This window comes from Pseudomonas gessardii (assembly GCF_001983165.1).
GTDB classification, from domain to species: domain Bacteria; phylum Pseudomonadota; class Gammaproteobacteria; order Pseudomonadales; family Pseudomonadaceae; genus Aquipseudomonas; species Aquipseudomonas gessardii.
Genome location: NZ_MNPU01000054.1, coordinates 23,597 through 40,519 on the forward strand (window position 1 = coordinate 23,597; position 16,923 = coordinate 40,519).

Consider the following 16,923-nt stretch of genomic DNA (forward strand, 5'->3'; position numbering starts at 1 on the left):
AAGCTCGCTCCCACATTTAGTTAGCAACCGTTATTAGCCGCCCAGGTACGCCTCGCGCACTTTCGGGTCGGTCAGCAGTTGTTCACCGCTGCCCTGCATCACTACCCGGCCGTTTTCCAGTACATAGGCGCGGTCGGCAATTTTCAACGCCTGGTTGGCGTTCTGTTCCACCAAAAACACCGTCACACCGTCCTTGCGCAGTTGTTCGATGATATCGAAAATCTGCTGGATGATGATCGGCGCCAGGCCCAGGGAAGGCTCGTCCAGCAACAGCAGCTTGGGCTTGCTCATCAGCGCACGACCGATGGCGAGCATTTGCTGTTCGCCACCGGACATGGTGCCGCCGCGCTGGCTGAAGCGCTCCTTGAGCCGAGGGAACAGGTGCAGCACCTTGTCCATCTGCTCCTGGTAGTCGCCCTTGTCGGTAAAGAACCCGCCCATGGCCAGGTTCTCTTCCACGGTCAGGCGGGCAAACACCCGACGGCCTTCCGGGACCACGGCAATGCTCTTGCGCATGATCGCCGCCGAGTGCTGGCCCACCAGTTCCTCACCCATGTAGCGGATGCTGCCGCTGTGTGCCTGGGGCGAACCGCACAGGGTCATCAGCAAGGTGGACTTGCCGGCACCGTTGGCGCCGATCAGGGTGACGATCTCGCCCTGGCGCACTTCGACGTTGACGTCGTGCAGGGCCTGGATCTTGCCGTAGAAAGTGGAAACGTTTTCAAATTGCAGCATTTACGCTTCCCCCAAATAGGCTTTGATCACTTGCGGGTTGTCGCGGATCTGCTCCGGCGTCCCGTTGGCCAATGGCGTGCCCTGGTTGATCACGACGATATGGTCGGAAATGCTCATGACCAGTTTCATGTCGTGTTCGATCAGCAGCACGGTGGCGTTGTTTTCTTCACGCAGCACCCCGATCAACGCCTTGAGGTCTTCGGTTTCCTTGGGGTTGAGGCCCGCAGCCGGTTCGTCGAGCATCAGGATCCGCGGGCGGGTCATCATGCAGCGGGCGATTTCCAGGCGACGTTGCTGACCATAGGCCAGGGTGCCGGCCGGGCGGTTGGCAAACTCGGTCAGGTTGACCTTGTCCAGCCAGTACGCGGCGTACTCCATGGCCTCGCGCTCGCTCTTGCGGAACGCCGGGGTCTTGAACAGGCCCGCGAAGAAGTTGGTGTTCAGGTGCCGGTGCTGGGCGATCAGCAGGTTTTCCACGGCGGTCATGTCCTTGAACAACCGCACGTTCTGGAAGGTCCGCACCACGCCCTTGCGGGCGATCTCGTGACCGGCCAGGCCCTGGATCGGCTGGCCGTCCAACAGGATGCTGCCACCGGCCGGCTTGTAGAAGCCGGTCAGGCAGTTGAACACCGTGGTCTTGCCGGCGCCGTTGGGGCCTATCAAGGCGACCACTTGTTTTTCTTTGACGGTCAGGGCGACGCCATTGACCGCCAGCAAGCCGCCGAAGCGCATGCTCAGGTTTTCGACTTTCAGGATCTCGCGGCTCATTTGCGCAGCTCCATATGTGGACGTTGCATGGGCAGCAGGCCTTGTGGGCGCCAGATCATCATCAGCACCATCATGGCGCCGAACATCAACATGCGGTACTCGCTGAACTCGCGCATCAGTTCCGGCAGCAGGATCATCACGATGGCCGCGAGGATCACGCCCAGCTGCGAGCCCATGCCACCCAGCACCACGATGGCAAGGATGATTGCCGACTCGATGAAGGTGAACGACTCCGGTGTCACCAGGCCTTGGCGAGCCGCAAAGAAGCTGCCGGCAAAACCGGCGAACGCGGCGCCCAGGGTGAAGGCGGAGAGCTTGATGATGGTCGGGTTCAGGCCCAGCGCACGGCAGGCGATTTCGTCTTCACGCAGCGCTTCCCAGGCACGCCCGATTGGCATGCGCAGCAGGCGGTTGATCACGAACAGCGCGGCCAAAGCCAGCAACAGGGCGACCAGGTACAGGAACACCACCTTGCTCACCGGGTTGTAGGCAATCCCGAAGTACTCGTGGAAGGTCTGCATGCCTTCGGCAGCGGAGCGATCAAACGACAAGCCGAAGAACGTTGGCTTGGGAATGCTGCTGATGCCGTTGGGGCCGCCGGTGATATCGGTGAGGTTACGCAGGAACAGACGGATGATCTCACCAAAACCCAGGGTCACGATGGCCAGGTAGTCACCGCGCAGGCGCAACACCGGGAAGCCCAGCAGGAAGCCGAAAGTGGCCGCCGCCATGCCGGCCAGAGGCAGGCAGATCCAGAAGCTCCAGCCCAGGTAGTGCGAGAGCAGCGCGTAGGTGTAGGCGCCCACTGCGTAGAAGCCCACATAACCCAGGTCGAGCAGGCCCGCGAGGCCGACCACGATGTTCAGGCCCAGGCCCAGCAGCACGTAGATCAGGATCAGGGTGGCAATATCCACCGCGCCACGGGAGCCGAAGAATGGCCAGATCAACGCGGCCACGATCAGGCCGATGATGATGTAGCGCTGGGTGCGCGGCAGGGTCAGGAACTGGCTGACCTTGGGCGAGACCAGCGGGCCACGGTTGGACTTGAGCAGCGCTCCGACCTGCTGGGTGAACAGCACCCGCAGGAACATCAGCACCGAGCACAGGGCAATGATGGTCAGGGTGACTGGCCCGGTGCCGTGTACTTCAAGGTTGATCCCGACAATGCTCAACTTGAGCCCGAGTACCGGAAAGGCCACGGCCCATACCAGCAAGGCGCTGAAAAACGCCGACTTAAGATATCTGCTCATACTTTCTCAACCTCCGGACGGCCCAGGATGCCGGTCGGCCGGAATAACAGCACCAGAACCAATAGGCCGAAGGCCACGACGTCCTTGTACTGGTCGCCGAAGATATCGGCACCAAAGGCTTCGGCCACACCCAGCACCAGCCCGCCGAGCATGGCGCCCGGAATACTGCCGATGCCGCCCAGGACCGCCGCAGTGAAGGCTTTGAGCCCCACCAGGAAACCGGCGTTGGGGTTGATCACGCCATACTGCATGCTCAGCAGCACCGCCGCGACGGCCGCCAATGCAGCGCCGATCACGAAGGTCAGGGCAATGATGTTGTTGGTGTTGATGCCCAGCAGGTTGGCCATCTTGATGTCTTCGGCGCAGGCCCGGCAGGCGCGCCCCAGACGGGAGCGGGAGATGAACAGGGTCAGGCCCAGCATGGCCACCAGGGTGACGACGAAGACCAGGATCTGCATGTAGGAAATCAGCACTTCTTCTGCACCGCCTGGACCGAAGGAAAAGCTCCCCGGGATCAGGTTGGGAATGGACTTGTCCTTGGAGTCCTGGGACAGCAATACGGTGTTCTGCAGGAAAATCGACATGCCGATGGCGGAAATCAACGGGATCAGGCGGTTGCTGCCACGCAAGGGGCGGTACGCAACACGTTCGATACTGTAGCCGTAGGCACTGGTTACGACGATTGACGCAAGGAATGCGGCAGTCATCAACAGCGGCAGGGAGTGGATACCCATCATGGCCAGCCCGGCAATGGCGATGAACGCCACGTAGGAGCCAATCATGTACACCTCGCCGTGGGCGAAGTTGATCATTCCAATAATGCCGTAAACCATTGTGTAGCCAATGGCTATCAAGGCGTAGGTGCTGCCAATGGTCAGGCCATTAACCAGCTGTTGGAAAAAATGATAGATCTCAGGCATTACAGCGCTCCTAAAAACCCGATACGCATTTCACTGGTGGAGTCATCTTCCCGCCCGGTGCTGTGTTCTGTGAGCACATTTGCACCAAGCATTTGCCAGCGAACCGCTGGTGACGGTTTTAAGATTTTCAGGTGAGCCAGCGCCCGGATCGCGGGTGCGTGGCCCATAAACCTCGTAAAACAAAACCCACTGCTTGCACAGTGGGCTTGTTGTCCAGTAACGCCTGGCTTACTGAGGGGATACTTCGGTTTTTGGTTGGCCGAAGTGCCATTCGTAGACCACGAACTTGAAGTCTTTCAGGTCGCCGTTCTTATCGAAGCTCAGGTCGCCGGTCGGGGTCTTGAAGGTACCCGCGTGGATGGCCTCGGCCACTTTGGTGGTGTCTTCGCTTTTGGCAGCAGCGATGCCGCCGGCGATGATTTCAACCGCCGAGTAGGCCGGGAACACGAACGGGCCGCTTGGGTCTTTGCCGTCAGCCTTAAGTGCATCGACGATGGCCTTGTTCGCAGGGTCGGCGTCGAAGGATTTCGGCAGGGTGACCAGCAGGCCTTCGGAGGCTTTCTGGGCGATTTGCGAGATGGAGTCGTTACCCACGCCTTCCGGGCCCATGAACTTGGCTTTCAGGCCTTTTTCCTGGGCCTGGCGCAGGATCAGGCCCAGTTCCGGGTGGTAGCCGCCGTAGTAGACGAAGTCGACGTTGGCTTGCTTGAGCTTCTGGATAATCGAGGAGAAGTCCTTGTCGCCGGCGTTCAGGCCTTCAAACACGGCAACCTTGGTGCCTTTCTTCTCAAGGGTCTGTTTAACGGCGGTGGCGATGCCTTCACCGTATTGCTGCTTGTCGTGCAGCACGGCGACGACCTTCGGCTTGACGTGGTCGGCGATGTAGTTGCCGGCCGCAGGGCCTTGGGCGCTGTCCAGGCCGATGGTGCGGAAGATCAGCTTGTAGCCACGGGAGGTGATATCCGGGCTGGTGGCCGCCGGGGTGATCATGATCACGCCTTCGTCTTCGTAGATGTCGGTTGCCGGTTGAGTGGAGCTGGAGCAGAGGTGGCCGACCACGAACTTGACGCCGTCGTTGACCACTTTGTTGGCGACGGCAACGGCTTGTTTAGGGTCGCAAGCGTCGTCGTATTCCTTGGCTTCGAGCATCTTGCCGTCGACACCACCTTTGGCGTTGATGTCTTTGATGGCTTGCTTGGCGCCCATGAACTGCATGTCGCCGTACTGGGTCACAGGGCCGGTTTTAGGGCCGGCAATACCGATCTTGATGGTGTCAGCTGCGAACGAATGGCCGGCAACCCCAGCCAGGACCATAGCGGCAAACAGTTTGGAAATCTGCTTAGTAGCCTTATTCATAGTGCTCCACTCTTACTGTTGTATTTTTTATAGTTCTAGCGGCCGTGTGAGCTGCAGAACCGGATCGGATATCTCGGATATCCCCCCGGCAGCGACCTGGCAACTGTACCGGTACAGTGTAGAGCGCCGGTTGATCGCTTGAAAAGCTGGCTGCTGGGGGCAAACGCCGGGTGTGTCGCTTAAATGAAAGAAAAAGACAGAATTGCGGCGGGTGCATGCCAGAGTTTCGGGCAATCCTTGGCATTTCTGACACTTTCAATCGGTGCCTCAATTGCTACTGGGTTTTTCTGGGGAAGTCCCGACGGTATGATTGCGCCGATTTTTTCCTCAGGTGAGTTCCCATGACGCAAGAACCTAGCACCCTCTATGCCAAGCTGCTCGGCGAAACCGCGGAAATTTCCTGGAAGGAGCTCGAACCGTTCTTTGCCAAGGGTGCCCTATTGTGGGTCGATGCGGGCCTGGATTTGATCGAAGCGGCCGAGGCCATGGCCGAGGACAGCCGTGACAAAGTGGCCGCCTGGCTGGCCTCGGGGAGCCTTGGCGAAGTGTCTGCGACGCGGGCATTGGACTTGGTGGCGCGTGATCCGGGCCTGTGGGCGGTGGTGGTTTCGCCGTGGATTCTGATCCAGGAAAGGGCATCAAACTAAATGCCTGCACCTAAATGGTGCCGGTTTTTTCCCGGTTGAAAGTGTGTAGCGGAGTAACCGCTTTGCCCGTGATGGCAACTGGCCGTGAAGAAAGGTCACAAGGGAGGGTGACGTAAACGTCATGGGAACAGTTTTGCGAGGGGCGGAACGCCTGGGGAATTGTTTCTTGGTGTGGCAAGGTTCGGGATATTGATCGCCGGTTAGACCGCTATCGCAGGCAAGCCAGCTCCCACATTGTGATGTGTGAATACATTCAAAATGTGGGAGCCGGCTTGCCTGCGATGGACGCGCCGCGGTCTAGGCAGTCTTCCCGGTATGGTTATTCAGCGAGATCACCTTGGTCTTGCCAATCCGGTGACGGTAGATCTCACGCAGGTACTTGATCGCCTTCTTCACACAGTCCCGCGACAGGCGAATGTCGTTGATCGAGACAAACTTCTCCTTGTCGTTGATCAGCTCGCGGTACTTCTTCTCATACATCGGCTTGATCGCGTACCAGTTGGTGTCGAGGATCTTCGCCGGGTTCTCGAATTCGTTGAGCAATTCGTCGATACGGTCCTCGTCGAAGTCTTCGTGGATGATGAAGTCCAGGATCGAGTTGTCCAGGGTGTCGTCGAAACGGTACGGGTTGCGGGCAAAGCAGCGCTTGATAAAGGCCACGATCAACGTCAGGAAGTCGTCCGACAGGCACGGGCTCTTGGCGATCAGGGTGGTCAGCGACAGGTTGGCCGAGGCGCCGATCACCAGGGCGTAGCGCTTGAGGGTGGTGTTGGGGAACAGGCTGTTGAGGTGGGTCTTGAGCCGGTTCAGGTCCATATAGGACAGCTTGTAGTCCTTGGGCAGGGAGACGATAGACACCACCGACGAACAGTTCTTGAAGAAGTGCAGGTCATGCAGGGCCGCCGCGTCATAGCCGGAGTTCTTGTACTGCTCCAGGGACGCCTTGTAGCGCTTGGATTCGATCGGCAACAGGCTGATGCCTTCGATGGCCTGGGTGACCTTGTTGAAGTGGGGCAGGTCGATGGAGCGGAAGAACAAATCGTCGATGTTCAGGCGCTGGGGCTCTTTTTCAAACACTTTGAACTTGTCGCCGCTCGGCGCCGGGGTTTCCGGCACCACAGACTCGGCATAGGCAATCGCCACCGGCCCGGCGAGGCTCATGAACAGGTCGTTGGCGTCCAGGCGAATGGTTTCACCGATATCGATGCCGGCGCGGCGGAAATAGTTCTGGTCGTAGTCGGTCGTCACCGCCTGGGCCGTCAGAATGTTGAATATCTGTTGTGAGATGTACTGGTTGGCGTGTTTTTCCATGGCATTGACATCAATGTTCTGGATGTTGCCGTCGTCGCTTTCTTCGGCGTAACGCATGATGTCGTTGGAGATCAGCATCATCGCGTTCCACGGGCGAATGCGGCCCTTGACGCTGGCCTCGCTGCTGTCTTCATTGGCGAAGTTGTACGAGAAGTCCCATTCCTCCGACAGGTATTTGCACAACAGACGACCGGCGTTGATGTGCAGCGCCTCGGACATTTCGCTGCGGTGGTCGGAGATATTCGGCAGCACGCAGATGCCGCTGGTGAAGATCGGCTCGAACACAAAGGCATGGCCGCTCTTGCTGTCGTGCTCGTCGGCAGGCTTGGTGTCGAAGGTCTTGTTCATGTACGAGTGTTGCTGGGCCAGGCCAAACTCCGAGGCCATGCCCGAGCCGGTGCCGCCGCCGGCGCTGAAGATCGAGAAGTACAGGCGCGACTGGTTGGCCTTGATCCCGCAGGAGTCGATCAGGTACGAATGGATCATCTTCCAGTCGGGGCTGGAAAAACGCTGGGTGTCTTTGTTGAGGATGATCTTGGCCAGGTACTGGCCGAGGATCGGTGCGTTACCGGCGCCGCCGGCGTGCACTTCCGACAGGTCCATGATCTTCATCTTGCTGTAGTCGCGTAAAAAGCCGCTTTTCTCGCCCTTGCGCGAGAAACGGATGCGCCCGGCAATGTCTTTGTCCAGGTCGCCAAGCATCACCAGGGGTTCTACCAGGAACACCGGCTTGCTGGCCTTGTTGGCGCCCAGGCGCAGGTTGTTGCGGATCCACTGGGCTGGGCTGTAGCCCTTTTCAACGTAGGATTTGTCTTCGGTGCTGAACTCGTTCAGATAGAACTTGCGGGCGTTGTACACCAGCTCCGCCACATCCAGGGCAATGTTGGACCCACAGCGCCCCAGGCCGATCAGGCAGACCGAGGGAAACTCCTGCTCACTGCGCTGCTCGCTGTCACCTTCAAGGTGCGGCGCGCGTGGGAACACCATGTCGCGCAGGCCGTCGAGGTTATCGAGGATGCGGTCGGTGTTGGTTTCGGTGAAGTACAGGTATTGCTGGGTGCCCAGTGCACGTTGACTGTTCAATGACTTTGAACCTGAGGGTTTTTCCGCAGGAGCTGTCAGCAACACGTCGGATACCGCGGTAACAGGATTATTTTTAGAAGTCATTGTGCGCCATGTGCCTGGACGGATGGCTGGAAAGCCTTAAAGAGCCATCACCGAGTGAGAGTTCGCGACTTTTACAGCGCGTTTAGGCCTCAGCGCTCAGGCTTAACCCTAGTATTTCTGGGGAAAAGCGACGCCGGACTCTCATGAATCGGCCGTTTGTCGGCGTTCTTTAATCAAAATGATGGCGATATGCCAAGGTCTTTGGACTTCAGCGGATGGGATGTACAACCGCTGATGGGGCCTTGCCTCCCGCCAGGTCCATCGGGGGGAGTGGGGGCTGCTGGTCAAGCGCCATGATCACGGCGCTGATTTCACTGGCCGGCACCGCTGCACTGAGCAGGTAGCCCTGAGCGTAATCGCAGCCATACTTGCTCAATAGCTCCAGTTGCTGCAGGGTTTGCACCCCTTCGCAGATGACCTGCAGGTGCAGGGTGTGGGCCATGCCGATAATCGCCTGGACAATTTCCATATCGGTGGTGGACTTGGGAATGTCCTGGATAAATGAACGGTCGATCTTCAGCGTATTGAGGGGCAGGCGCTTGAGGTAGGAGAGGGAGGAATAGCCGGTGCCAAAGTCGTCGATGGACAGTGCAACCCCCAGCGCGCGGATTTGCCGCAGCAGGATCAGGGTGCTGCTGATATTGCCCATCAAGGCATTTTCCGTCACTTCCAGTTCCAGGCGGCTGGCGGCGATGCCACTGCTGCGCAAGGCGTATTCGATTTCATCGGCCAGCTCGTCACGGGCCAGGTTCAGGGCCGAACAGTTCACGGCCATGATCAGGTCCGGGTGGCCTTGCTCCGTCAGCCAGCCCAGGTCGGCACAGGCCTGGCGTAGTACCCAGTTGTCGAGCTCGGCGACCAGGCCGTTGTTTTCGGCAATGCCGATAAACCGCTCGGGCGTCAGCAGCCCATGTTGTGGGTGTTGCCAGCGCACCAGGGCTTCGAGCCGTGTGACCTTGCCTTTGCGCAGATCAAGAATCGGTTGGTAGTACAGGGTCAGTTCTTTTTGCTTGCGCAATGCATGGCGCAGTTCCTCTTCCAACTGCAGTTCGAGAAAGGCCCGGGTCTTCAGGTTGGCGCTGAAGAAGTTCAGGCCGTTGCGCCCGGTATCCTTGGACTGATACAGCGCCAGGTCGGCGGTTTTCAGCAGTTCCTCACAGCTGGTCCCATCTTCGGGAAATACGCTGATCCCGATGCTGGTGGTCATTACCAGGCGCCGGCCGGCCAGCTCGATGGGTTCTTTCATTTTCTGCATGATGCGCTGGGCCATGTGCCGTGCTTCGTCGCGATGATGGATATTGATCAGGATGCAGAACTCATCGCCGCCAAACCGCGCCACCACATCATTGTGGCTGCGGACCGAACTCTTGATATGGTCGGCCAGCACCGTCAGCAGCTCATCGCCGGCATCGTGGCCGAGGCTGTCGTTGATCCGCTTGAAGTGGTCGATGTCGAGAAAGATCACGGCCAGCATGCCCCCGGCCTGGGTTTTCTGCGCCAGCTTTTCGGCGAAGACCTGGTTGAAACCCCGGCGATTGAGCAGGCTGGTCAACGCATCGTAATGGGCCACTTGCTGCAGGGACGCACGCGCCTGGTCCAGCTCGCCAAGCAAGGCATTGACCCGACGCAGGTCGCGCTCCTTATGCTGCAGTTTCTTGTCGGCGAGGGCTGCACTGATGCTGCTGCCGATCACCAGCAAGGTGATGACGGCCACCGACAGGCCCAGTTGTGTCGGGTTGTTGTTGCTTGGCAATGACGACACCGCCCCGCTGGGCACCAGCAATTGCATGGCGGCCATGCCGGTGAAGTGCATGCTGATAATACCGGCGCCGAGCACCAGGCTGGCACCGTACTTGAGTAACTGGTGGAACATCCCGCTGCCATTGCGCAGGTATTGGGACAACAGTAGCGCCGCCAGGCTGGCCCCGATGGCGATCGCCACCGACAAGCCAAACAGCCCGCTGGAAAAATACATCTGGGCCTCGGAGCGCATGGCGGCCATGCCCACGTAATGCATCAGGGCGATGCCCAGGCCCATCCAGATGGCCGCTACCAAGTACTGGTGAATGCGCAGTTGGGCATGACTGAGGGTTTGCATGGCGAACAATGACGCGATCAGTGCGATCAGCAACGAGGCAAAGGTCAGGAACCATTGGTAATGGATGGTAATGGGCGCCTGGAACGCCAGCATGCTGATGAAGTGCGCCGACCAGATCCCGCCGGCCAGGCAACCGGCACCGACCCCGCGCCAGCGGCGCTGTGCCGTCAGGTTGTCAACGTGGCCGACACGCTCGGCCATGTCCAGGGTGCCGAAGCCCGCTGCGCAGGCAACCAGGTACGCCAGTAGCACCAGGAAGGGGTTGTGGGTGCAATCGAGTAACAAATACCCGCTCTCGGGAAGGGCGGTAAAAAAATGCAGGCCTAGCCATTCCATAGCATGTCCCGTTACAGAGTCATCTCGTGTCACGGCGCGCGGCGATGACCTATGCAGTCGAGTATAGAGGGCTCAATGGAATCGCAAGGGGTAATGGCATTTTGATTGCTTTGATTTTGGCATGCCGGCTATAGCCAATGGTGCTAAGCGCTGATGGGCAGCTCAAACGCGTAAGGCGGTTGCTCCAGCGGCGCCAGGCCGAACGCGGCGCGTGCGGCGTCACAATCGACGTTCACCTCGCCCTGGCTCCACGACGACTCGAACTCCCGGCATACACTGGAGCGCTGCTCGTAGATCGAACAGCGCGTGGCGCTGCCTACTTCACCTTCAAGGCTGCAGCAGCGTGCCGGTTTTTGGTCGGTGCCGATCATCGCCACCCGGGTGGGGTTGATCTGGGTCACCAGCTCATCGGGCACGGTGCCGCCTGATGAAGCGCATTCGCCCCAAAAGAAAGACACGCGAAAGTGTGAACAGCAGGCACCGCAATTCAGACACGGACTGGCATCGGACATGGCACGTCATCAATAAGAGGTAAGGGGGAACAGCGGAAGGCTCGCTATTCTATGCCTGCCAAGGCGCTTGGGAAGGGGGGCGCGTGCTTATTTTTTTGCCGGGCAAATCCTGCTGTCCTGGATGAAATTACGCCCTATCAGCTTTACGAATCATTACAGACAACCGCGCCGCGTCTGACTAGATTGCAGGTTCCGGGCAGGATGCGTCGGCATCGAGCCTCTATAACAATAAAAGAGACGGACCCATGCAGAACTCGACCCAAGCGGCGAATGCCTGGCGCATTCTGTTCCTGCTGTTCCTGGCCAACCTGTTCAACTTCTTTGATCGCACGATCCCGGCGATCATCATCGAGCCGATCCGCATGGAATGGCACCTCAGTGACTTCCAGCTCGGCCTTATCGGTACCGCGTTCACCATCGTCTACGCCATTGCCGGCTTGCCCCTGGGACGCCTGGCCGATACCGGCTCGCGCAGCAAGCTGATGGGCTGGGGCCTGGCAAGTTGGAGCGCGCTGACGGCGGTCAATGGCATGGTTGGCAATTTCTGGACGTTCCTGCTGGTGCGCATGGGCATCGGCATTGGCGAAGCCAGCTATGCGCCGGCGGCCAACTCGCTGATCGGCGACCTGTTCCCGGCCCACCGTCGCGCCCGGGCCATGGGGATTTTCATGCTGGGCCTGCCCCTGGGCCTGTTGCTGGCCTTCTTCACCATCGGCGCGATGGTCAAGGCGTTCGACAGCTGGCGAGCACCGTTCTTTATTGCAGCCATCCCGGGGCTGATCCTCGCGGTATTTATGTTCTACATCAAGGAGCCCAAGCGCGGCGCGGCCGAAACCGTGCAAGTCTCCCAGGAGAAGGTCGACCGGCCGATCCGCCGGGTGCTGGCGGTGCCGACCTTCCTGTGGCTGGTGCTGGCGGGGTTGTGTTTCAACTTTGCCACTTATGCCTGCAACTCGTTCCTGGTGCCGATGCTGCAACGCTACTTCTTGATGCCCTTGCAGGAGGCGGCGGTTGCTACCGGGGTCATTGTGGGGGTGACCGGCTTGTTTGGCCTGACCCTGGGTGGCCTGGTGGCCGACAAGATTCACCAGCGCATAGCCAATGGCCGCCTGCTGTTTGCCGCGTTCAGCCTGATCATCTCCACGCTGACCACGGCCTGGGCCCTGCACGCCGGGCGGATCGAGATCGGGGTGTTTGTGGCGGTGTTCAGTGTGGGCTGGTTGTTTGCCTATAACTTCTACACCTGTGTGTATACGGCGATCCAGGACGTGGTGGAACCGCGTCTGCGGGCCACGGCCATGGCGCTGTTCTTCGCCGGCCTGTATCTGCTGGGTGGCGGTATGGGGCCGGTGGTGGTGGGGGCGCTGTCTGATTACTTTGCCCATGCGGCGATGTACGCGGCGGGTGCCGAGCAGATGACCGAGGCGTTCAAGGCCGTGGGCCTGCATGACGCCATGTACCTGATCCCGGTGGCGTTGTTCCTGACCATGCTGTTTCTGTTCCAGGCTTCGCGGTGTTTTGTGCGCGATGCCCAGCGGATGAAGGATGGGTTGGGGAAGGTTGAGGTGCCCGGGCCTGCGGTGACAGCTTGAGACCGAGGTGACTGCATCGCGGGCAAGCCCGCTCCCACAGGGGAATGCATTGCAAATGTGGGAGCGGGCTTGCCCGCGATGAGGCCCTGACTCACAGCACACATCCAAAATGAATAAAAAAGGCCCGCATTGCGCGGGCCTTCTTGTTCAACAGGGCAGGACGCGGATCAACCGGCGACCAGCACCCGAATCGCCTCCAACCGCAGCGCCGCCTTGTCGAGCATGGCCAGGCCTTGCTCGCGCTGTTGGCGCAGGGCAACCAGCTCGCTGTCGCGCACGCTCGGGTTGACGGCTTGCAGGGCGGTCAGGCGCGCCAGCTCTTCGTCAGTGTCTGCCGCCAGGCGACGTTGCGCCTCGGCTACACGTTCGGCATGGCGCGGGGCGATTTTTTCTTCGCCGGCGTTGATCCGAGGCGTCAGCTGATCGCGCTGGGCCTGCACGAACTTATTGGCACTGGCCCGTGGCACGCTTTCCAGCTGGTCGTTCAAGGTGGTGAAAGACACCCGGCCCGACAAGTCATTGCCATTGGTATCCAGCAGGCAGCGCAGGGCCGCCGGCGGCAGGTAGCGACCCAGTTGCAGTGAGCGCGGTGCCACCACTTCACTGACATAGAGCAGTTCGAGCAACACGGTGCCCGGCTTGAGCGCCTTGTTCTTGATCAGCGCCACGGCGGTGTTGCCCATGGAGCCGGACAGTACCAGGTCCATGCCGCCCTGGACCATCGGGTGCTCCCAGGTGATGAACTGCATGTCTTCGCGCGACAGTGCCTGGTTGCGGTCGTAGGTGATGGTCACGCCTTCGTCGTCGCCGAGGGGGAAACTGGCGTCGAGCATTTTTTCGCTGGGCTTGAGGATCAGCGCGTTTTCCGAATGGTCTTCGCTGTCGATGCCAAACGCATCGAACAGGGTTTCCATGTAGATCGGCAGGGTGAACTGATCGTCTTGCTCCAGAATATCCTCGACCAGCGCATCACCTTCGCCAGCGCCGCCGGAATTGAGCTCCAGCAGGCGGTCGCGACCTGTGTGCAGCTCGGCTTCCAGGCGCTCGCGCTCGGTGCGGGCTTCGTCGATCAGCGCTTGCCATTGGCCGTCGTCGGCGTTTTCCAGCAGCGGCAGCAGGCGTGGGCCGAACTGGTGCTGCAAGGCGTTGCCGGTCGGGCAGGTATTCAGGAAGGCATTCAAGGCTTCGTGGTACCACTGGAACAGGCGCTCTTGCGGGCTGGTTTCCAGGTACGGCACGTGCAGTTCGATCACGTGTTTCTGGCCGATGCGGTCCAGACGGCCGATGCGTTGCTCCAGCAAGTCCGGGTGCGACGGCAGGTCGAACAGCACCAGGTGGTGGGAAAACTGGAAGTTGCGACCTTCACTGCCGATTTCCGAACAGATCAGCACCTGGGCGCCGAACTCTTCGTCGGCGAAGTAGGCGGCGGCGCGGTCGCGCTCAAGGATGTTCATACCCTCGTGGAACACCGTGGCCGGGATACCGGAACGTACGCGCAGGGCGTCTTCCAGGTCCATGGCGGTTTCGGCATGGGCGCAGATCACCAGGACCTTGGTGCGCTTGAGCATTTTCAGCTGATCGATCAGCCACTCCACGCGCGGGTCGAAGCGCCACCAGCGGTTTTCTTCTTCTATATCCGGCTGCGACTGGAAGCTGACTTCCGGGTACAGCTCGGCATGCTCGCCCAGCGGCAGCTCCAGGTATTCGTCCGGGCACGGCAGCGGGTAGGCGTGCAGCTTGCGCTCGGGGAAGCCTTGCACGGCGGCGCGGGTGTTACGGAACAGCACGCGGCCGGTGCCATGGCGGTCCAGCAGCTCGCGCACCAGGCGCGCACTGGCTTGGGTGTCGCCATCGTTGACGGCGGCCAGCAGGGCTTCGCCTTCGTTGCCGAGGAAGCCCTGGATAGTCTTGTGCGCAGCCGGTGAAAGGCGGCCCTTGTCCATCAGCTCCTGCACGGCTTCGGCCACCGGGCGATAGTTCTCGCTCTCGGCGCGGAAGGCTTTGACGTCATGGAAACGGTTCGGGTCCAGCAGGCGCAGACGGGCGAAGTGGCTGTCCTGGCCCAGTTGTTCCGGGGTCGCGGTCAGCAGCAGCACGCCGGGAATGGTCTCGGCCAGTTGTTCGACCAGTTGGTATTCGGCACTGGCTTTTTCTTCGTGCCAGACCAGGTGGTGCGCTTCGTCGACCACCATCAAGTCCCAGCCGGCGGCAAACAGCGCGTCCTGGGCTTTTTCGTCGTCCACCAGCCATTCCAGGGCCACCAGCGCGAGCTGGGTGTCTTCAAACGGGTTGCTGGCATCGCTTTCGATAAACCGCTCTTCGTCGAACAGTGCGACTTGCAGGTTGAAACGCCGGCGCATTTCCACCAGCCATTGGTGCTGCAGGTTCTCCGGGACCAGGATCAGCACGCGGTTGGCGCGGCCGGACAGCAGCTGGCGATGGATCACCAGGCCGGCTTCGATGGTCTTGCCCAGGCCCACTTCGTCGGCCAGCAGTACCCGTGGCGCGATCCGGTCGGCGACTTCGCGGGCAATGTGCAATTGGTGCGCAATCGGCTGCGCACGCACGCCGCCCAGGCCCCAGAGCGAGGACTGCAATTGGCGGCTGGTGTGTTCCAGGGTGTGGTAGCGCAGGGAGAACCAGGCCAGCGGGTCGATCTGGCCGGCGAACAGACGGTCGCTGGCGAGGCGGAACTGGATAAAGTTCGACAGTTGGGTTTCTGGCAGGGTGACGGGCTCGTTCTGCCCATTGAGGCCATGGTAGACCAGCAGGCCGTCGACATCGTCGACCTCGCGCACGGTCATTTTCCAGCCTTCGAAGTGGGTGATGGTGTCACCCGGCGAAAACCTCACGCGAGTGAGGGGCGCATTCCGTAGCGCATACTGGCGGGTGTCGCCAGTGGCCGGATAGAGCACGGTCAGCAAGCGGCCGTCCTGTGCCAGAACGGTGCCTAACCCCAGCTCTGCTTCGCTGTCACTAATCCAGCGTTGCCCCGGTTGATACTGCTGCGCCATGCTGCCTGACTCCCGCCGTGAAAAAGCCGACTATTCTAACGGAACAAGGCCCCCAGCCAAAGGACTCTGACAAAAACTACTCCTCTTGCGGGGCGCAAAGAGGGCGATTCGACGGGTGGCGGGGCACTGGCGACTGACGACTGGGTCACAAGTTGGCGGCCCCAGGCTCAAGTCGCTGGTACAGCAGCCGACAGCCTGCTGACAGGAGACCCATAATTATGTTGCCACCGATCTTGCCCTTGAGTGTTGTGCCGGTCACGTCGCAACTCGACCCCGTGCGCCCAAAACCCGATATTCCACCGGTGGTGCCTGCGCAGCCGAGCTCCAACGAAAGCACCATCGACCTCAAGCACCGCGACGCCGAGCAATCGACCCTGATGCTGCGCGAGGAACAACGACGCCAGCAGGAACAACAAAAGCGCCGACGCGAGGCCGATGAAGATCCCGAGCAGCACCTGGCCATTCCCGGTGACGAACTGAATGCCGATAACACGGTGCCGGTCGCGCCGTTGATCGAGGATGCGCCCCGCCAGGGGTTGTGGGTGGATGTCGAGGTTTGACCCCCGGGTGGGCCAGGACGCATTATTGCGTCACGCCAGCCACCACGTAAGCCAAGCCATGAGTGACGACAAGCTGATCGACCTGAATGCCGAACGGGCCAAACGGGTCCACGACCTCAACGACAAGCGTCTTAATGACGTGCGCCAGGCGTTCGAGCAGGCCATGCCCTTGGGCAAAACCAAGAAAAAGCCGAAAAACAAAACGAAAAAGCGCTGAAATGCCCTGAATCTGTTGATACAGGTCAGTTATTCCCCTTCTTTACGCCCCGTTGCGGGCGACATTGATCCCCGTCAATTTCTCCCCCCGACTTCTTGGTTAACTTAGCCCTATCGCAACAAGGCAAGAGCAGGAGGCCGGTCATGTTTTTCGATAATGTGGTTTTCGCCGGGGTGCTGACTGTCGGCCTCATGGTGCTGTTTTTTGTAGGGTTTGGGTTTTTTATCTGGAAAGACGCGAACAAGCGTAAAAAACCATAGGTTTTTCCGGGTTACATGAGCACGCAAGGCATTTTGGGCGACTTCGGTCGCCCTTTTTTTGGTGCGCCAGGCATGGCGCGTTGCGCGCAAGCGCAACCAGCTTGGCTGTGGTGGCCACGCTGGTGACTGGGAGGTGAAAGTCCTCTACACACCCGGCAAGGGGAAGTGTTAGCCAGAGGC

At 60.1% G+C, this 16,923-nt stretch carries 15 protein-coding genes; 6 read left to right on the top strand and 9 right to left on the bottom strand.

The features are described from left to right. Positions 1–33 precede the first annotated feature (33 nt). From BLL38_RS25475 to BLL38_RS25495, 5 genes are all read right to left on the bottom strand, one after another. Positions 34–735, bottom strand: a complete 702-nt coding sequence (locus BLL38_RS25475; RefSeq protein WP_029297115.1) for an ABC transporter ATP-binding protein — start codon at positions 733–735, stop codon at positions 34–36. Beyond that, complete coding sequence (livG, locus tag BLL38_RS25480; RefSeq protein ID WP_032858084.1) at positions 736–1,503, bottom strand: high-affinity branched-chain amino acid ABC transporter ATP-binding protein LivG; 768 nt, start codon at positions 1,501–1,503, stop codon at positions 736–738. It abuts the gene before it with no gap. Next, positions 1,500–2,753: a high-affinity branched-chain amino acid ABC transporter permease LivM gene (locus BLL38_RS25485; protein WP_029297111.1), complete on the bottom strand. Its 1,254-nt coding sequence runs from the start codon at positions 2,751–2,753 to the stop codon at positions 1,500–1,502. Before BLL38_RS25485 ends, livG begins: the two co-directional genes overlap by 4 nt. Further along, the gene (gene livH / locus BLL38_RS25490) at positions 2,750–3,673 is read right to left on the bottom strand and encodes a high-affinity branched-chain amino acid ABC transporter permease LivH (RefSeq protein WP_057958729.1); all 924 of its coding nucleotides are present in this window, start codon (positions 3,671–3,673) and stop codon (positions 2,750–2,752) included. Before livH ends, BLL38_RS25485 begins: the two co-directional genes overlap by 4 nt. Before the next feature lie 228 nt (positions 3,674–3,901). After that, entirely contained in the window at positions 3,902–5,029 is a 1,128-nt protein-coding gene (locus BLL38_RS25495) for a branched-chain amino acid ABC transporter substrate-binding protein (RefSeq protein WP_076964805.1), read from the bottom strand. A gap of 183 nt (positions 5,030–5,212) precedes the next feature. Between BLL38_RS25495 and BLL38_RS31190 the strand changes: the two genes are divergently transcribed. Together BLL38_RS31190 and BLL38_RS25500 are read left to right on the top strand one after the other, a co-directional pair. Next, a complete protein-coding gene (locus BLL38_RS31190) occupies positions 5,213–5,374 on the top strand; it encodes a hypothetical protein (RefSeq protein WP_162843706.1) in 162 nt (53 codons plus the stop codon). Next, positions 5,371–5,676: a DUF2288 domain-containing protein gene (locus BLL38_RS25500; protein ID WP_076964806.1), complete on the top strand. Its 306-nt coding sequence runs from the start codon at positions 5,371–5,373 to the stop codon at positions 5,674–5,676. The genes BLL38_RS31190 and BLL38_RS25500 overlap by 4 nt, the downstream gene beginning before the upstream one ends. Positions 5,677–5,973: 297 nt before the next feature. On the opposite strand, the gene BLL38_RS25505 is transcribed toward BLL38_RS25500, so the two are convergent. From BLL38_RS25505 to BLL38_RS25515, 3 genes are all read right to left on the bottom strand, one after another. Further along, positions 5,974–8,154: a hypothetical protein gene (locus BLL38_RS25505; protein WP_076964807.1), complete on the bottom strand. Its 2,181-nt coding sequence runs from the start codon at positions 8,152–8,154 to the stop codon at positions 5,974–5,976. Between the two features lie 208 nt (positions 8,155–8,362). After that, on the bottom strand, positions 8,363–10,588 hold the full coding sequence (locus tag BLL38_RS25510; RefSeq protein ID WP_076964808.1) for a putative bifunctional diguanylate cyclase/phosphodiesterase: 2,226 nt from the start codon (positions 10,586–10,588) through the stop codon (positions 8,363–8,365). Between the two features lie 143 nt (positions 10,589–10,731). Continuing rightward, positions 10,732–11,100 carry a YkgJ family cysteine cluster protein gene (locus BLL38_RS25515; RefSeq protein ID WP_076964809.1) on the bottom strand — a complete coding sequence of 123 codons (369 nt, stop codon included), beginning with the start codon at positions 11,098–11,100 and terminating at the stop codon, positions 10,732–10,734. Between the two features lie 245 nt (positions 11,101–11,345). On the opposite strand from BLL38_RS25515, the gene BLL38_RS25520 reads away from it, so the two are divergent. Beyond that, a complete protein-coding gene (locus BLL38_RS25520) occupies positions 11,346–12,692 on the top strand; it encodes a spinster family MFS transporter (RefSeq protein WP_076964810.1) in 1,347 nt (448 codons plus the stop codon). Positions 12,693–12,859: 167 nt separating this feature from the next. Here the strand turns inward: BLL38_RS25520 and rapA are convergent, their stop codons facing one another. Further along, a complete protein-coding gene (rapA, locus tag BLL38_RS25525) occupies positions 12,860–15,706 on the bottom strand; it encodes an RNA polymerase-associated protein RapA (protein WP_076964811.1) in 2,847 nt (948 codons plus the stop codon). A gap of 218 nt (positions 15,707–15,924) precedes the next feature. Here rapA and BLL38_RS25530 point away from each other — a divergent pair, with 218 nt between their 5' ends. From BLL38_RS25530 to ccoM, 3 genes are all read left to right on the top strand, one after another. Beyond that, entirely contained in the window at positions 15,925–16,266 is a 342-nt protein-coding gene (locus tag BLL38_RS25530) for a hypothetical protein (protein ID WP_029297088.1), read from the top strand. Further along, positions 16,253–16,483: a hypothetical protein gene (locus BLL38_RS30815; protein ID WP_130898270.1), complete on the top strand. Its 231-nt coding sequence runs from the start codon at positions 16,253–16,255 to the stop codon at positions 16,481–16,483. Before BLL38_RS25530 ends, BLL38_RS30815 begins: the two co-directional genes overlap by 14 nt. A gap of 143 nt (positions 16,484–16,626) precedes the next feature. Continuing rightward, positions 16,627–16,743, top strand: a complete 117-nt coding sequence (gene ccoM / locus BLL38_RS31695) for a cytochrome c oxidase subunit CcoM (protein ID WP_029297086.1) — start codon at positions 16,627–16,629, stop codon at positions 16,741–16,743. Positions 16,744–16,923: the final 180 nt, after the last annotated feature.

What these genes read in the sequence shown, in the direction of transcription:
- BLL38_RS25475 (WP_029297115.1), bottom strand. Translation starts at nt 735, where the DNA reads ATGCTGCAATTTGAAAACGTTTCCACTTTCTACGGCAAGATCCAGGCC.
- livG (WP_032858084.1), bottom strand. Translation starts at nt 1,503, where the DNA reads ATGAGCCGCGAGATCCTGAAAGTCGAAAACCTGAGCATGCGCTTCGGC.
- BLL38_RS25485 (WP_029297111.1), bottom strand. Translation starts at nt 2,753, where the DNA reads ATGAGCAGATATCTTAAGTCGGCGTTTTTCAGCGCCTTGCTGGTATGG.
- livH (WP_057958729.1), bottom strand. Translation starts at nt 3,673, where the DNA reads ATGCCTGAGATCTATCATTTTTTCCAACAGCTGGTTAATGGCCTGACC.
- BLL38_RS25495 (WP_076964805.1), bottom strand. Translation starts at nt 5,029, where the DNA reads ATGAATAAGGCTACTAAGCAGATTTCCAAACTGTTTGCCGCTATGGTC.
- BLL38_RS31190 (WP_162843706.1), top strand. Translation starts at nt 5,213, where the DNA reads ATGAAAGAAAAAGACAGAATTGCGGCGGGTGCATGCCAGAGTTTCGGG.
- BLL38_RS25500 (WP_076964806.1), top strand. Translation starts at nt 5,371, where the DNA reads ATGACGCAAGAACCTAGCACCCTCTATGCCAAGCTGCTCGGCGAAACC.
- BLL38_RS25505 (WP_076964807.1), bottom strand. Translation starts at nt 8,154, where the DNA reads ATGACTTCTAAAAATAATCCTGTTACCGCGGTATCCGACGTGTTGCTG.
- BLL38_RS25510 (WP_076964808.1), bottom strand. Translation starts at nt 10,588, where the DNA reads ATGGAATGGCTAGGCCTGCATTTTTTTACCGCCCTTCCCGAGAGCGGG.
- BLL38_RS25515 (WP_076964809.1), bottom strand. Translation starts at nt 11,100, where the DNA reads ATGTCCGATGCCAGTCCGTGTCTGAATTGCGGTGCCTGCTGTTCACAC.
- BLL38_RS25520 (WP_076964810.1), top strand. Translation starts at nt 11,346, where the DNA reads ATGCAGAACTCGACCCAAGCGGCGAATGCCTGGCGCATTCTGTTCCTG.
- rapA (WP_076964811.1), bottom strand. Translation starts at nt 15,706, where the DNA reads ATGGCGCAGCAGTATCAACCGGGGCAACGCTGGATTAGTGACAGCGAA.
- BLL38_RS25530 (WP_029297088.1), top strand. Translation starts at nt 15,925, where the DNA reads ATGTTGCCACCGATCTTGCCCTTGAGTGTTGTGCCGGTCACGTCGCAA.
- BLL38_RS30815 (WP_130898270.1), top strand. Translation starts at nt 16,253, where the DNA reads ATGTCGAGGTTTGACCCCCGGGTGGGCCAGGACGCATTATTGCGTCAC.
- ccoM (WP_029297086.1), top strand. Translation starts at nt 16,627, where the DNA reads ATGTTTTTCGATAATGTGGTTTTCGCCGGGGTGCTGACTGTCGGCCTC.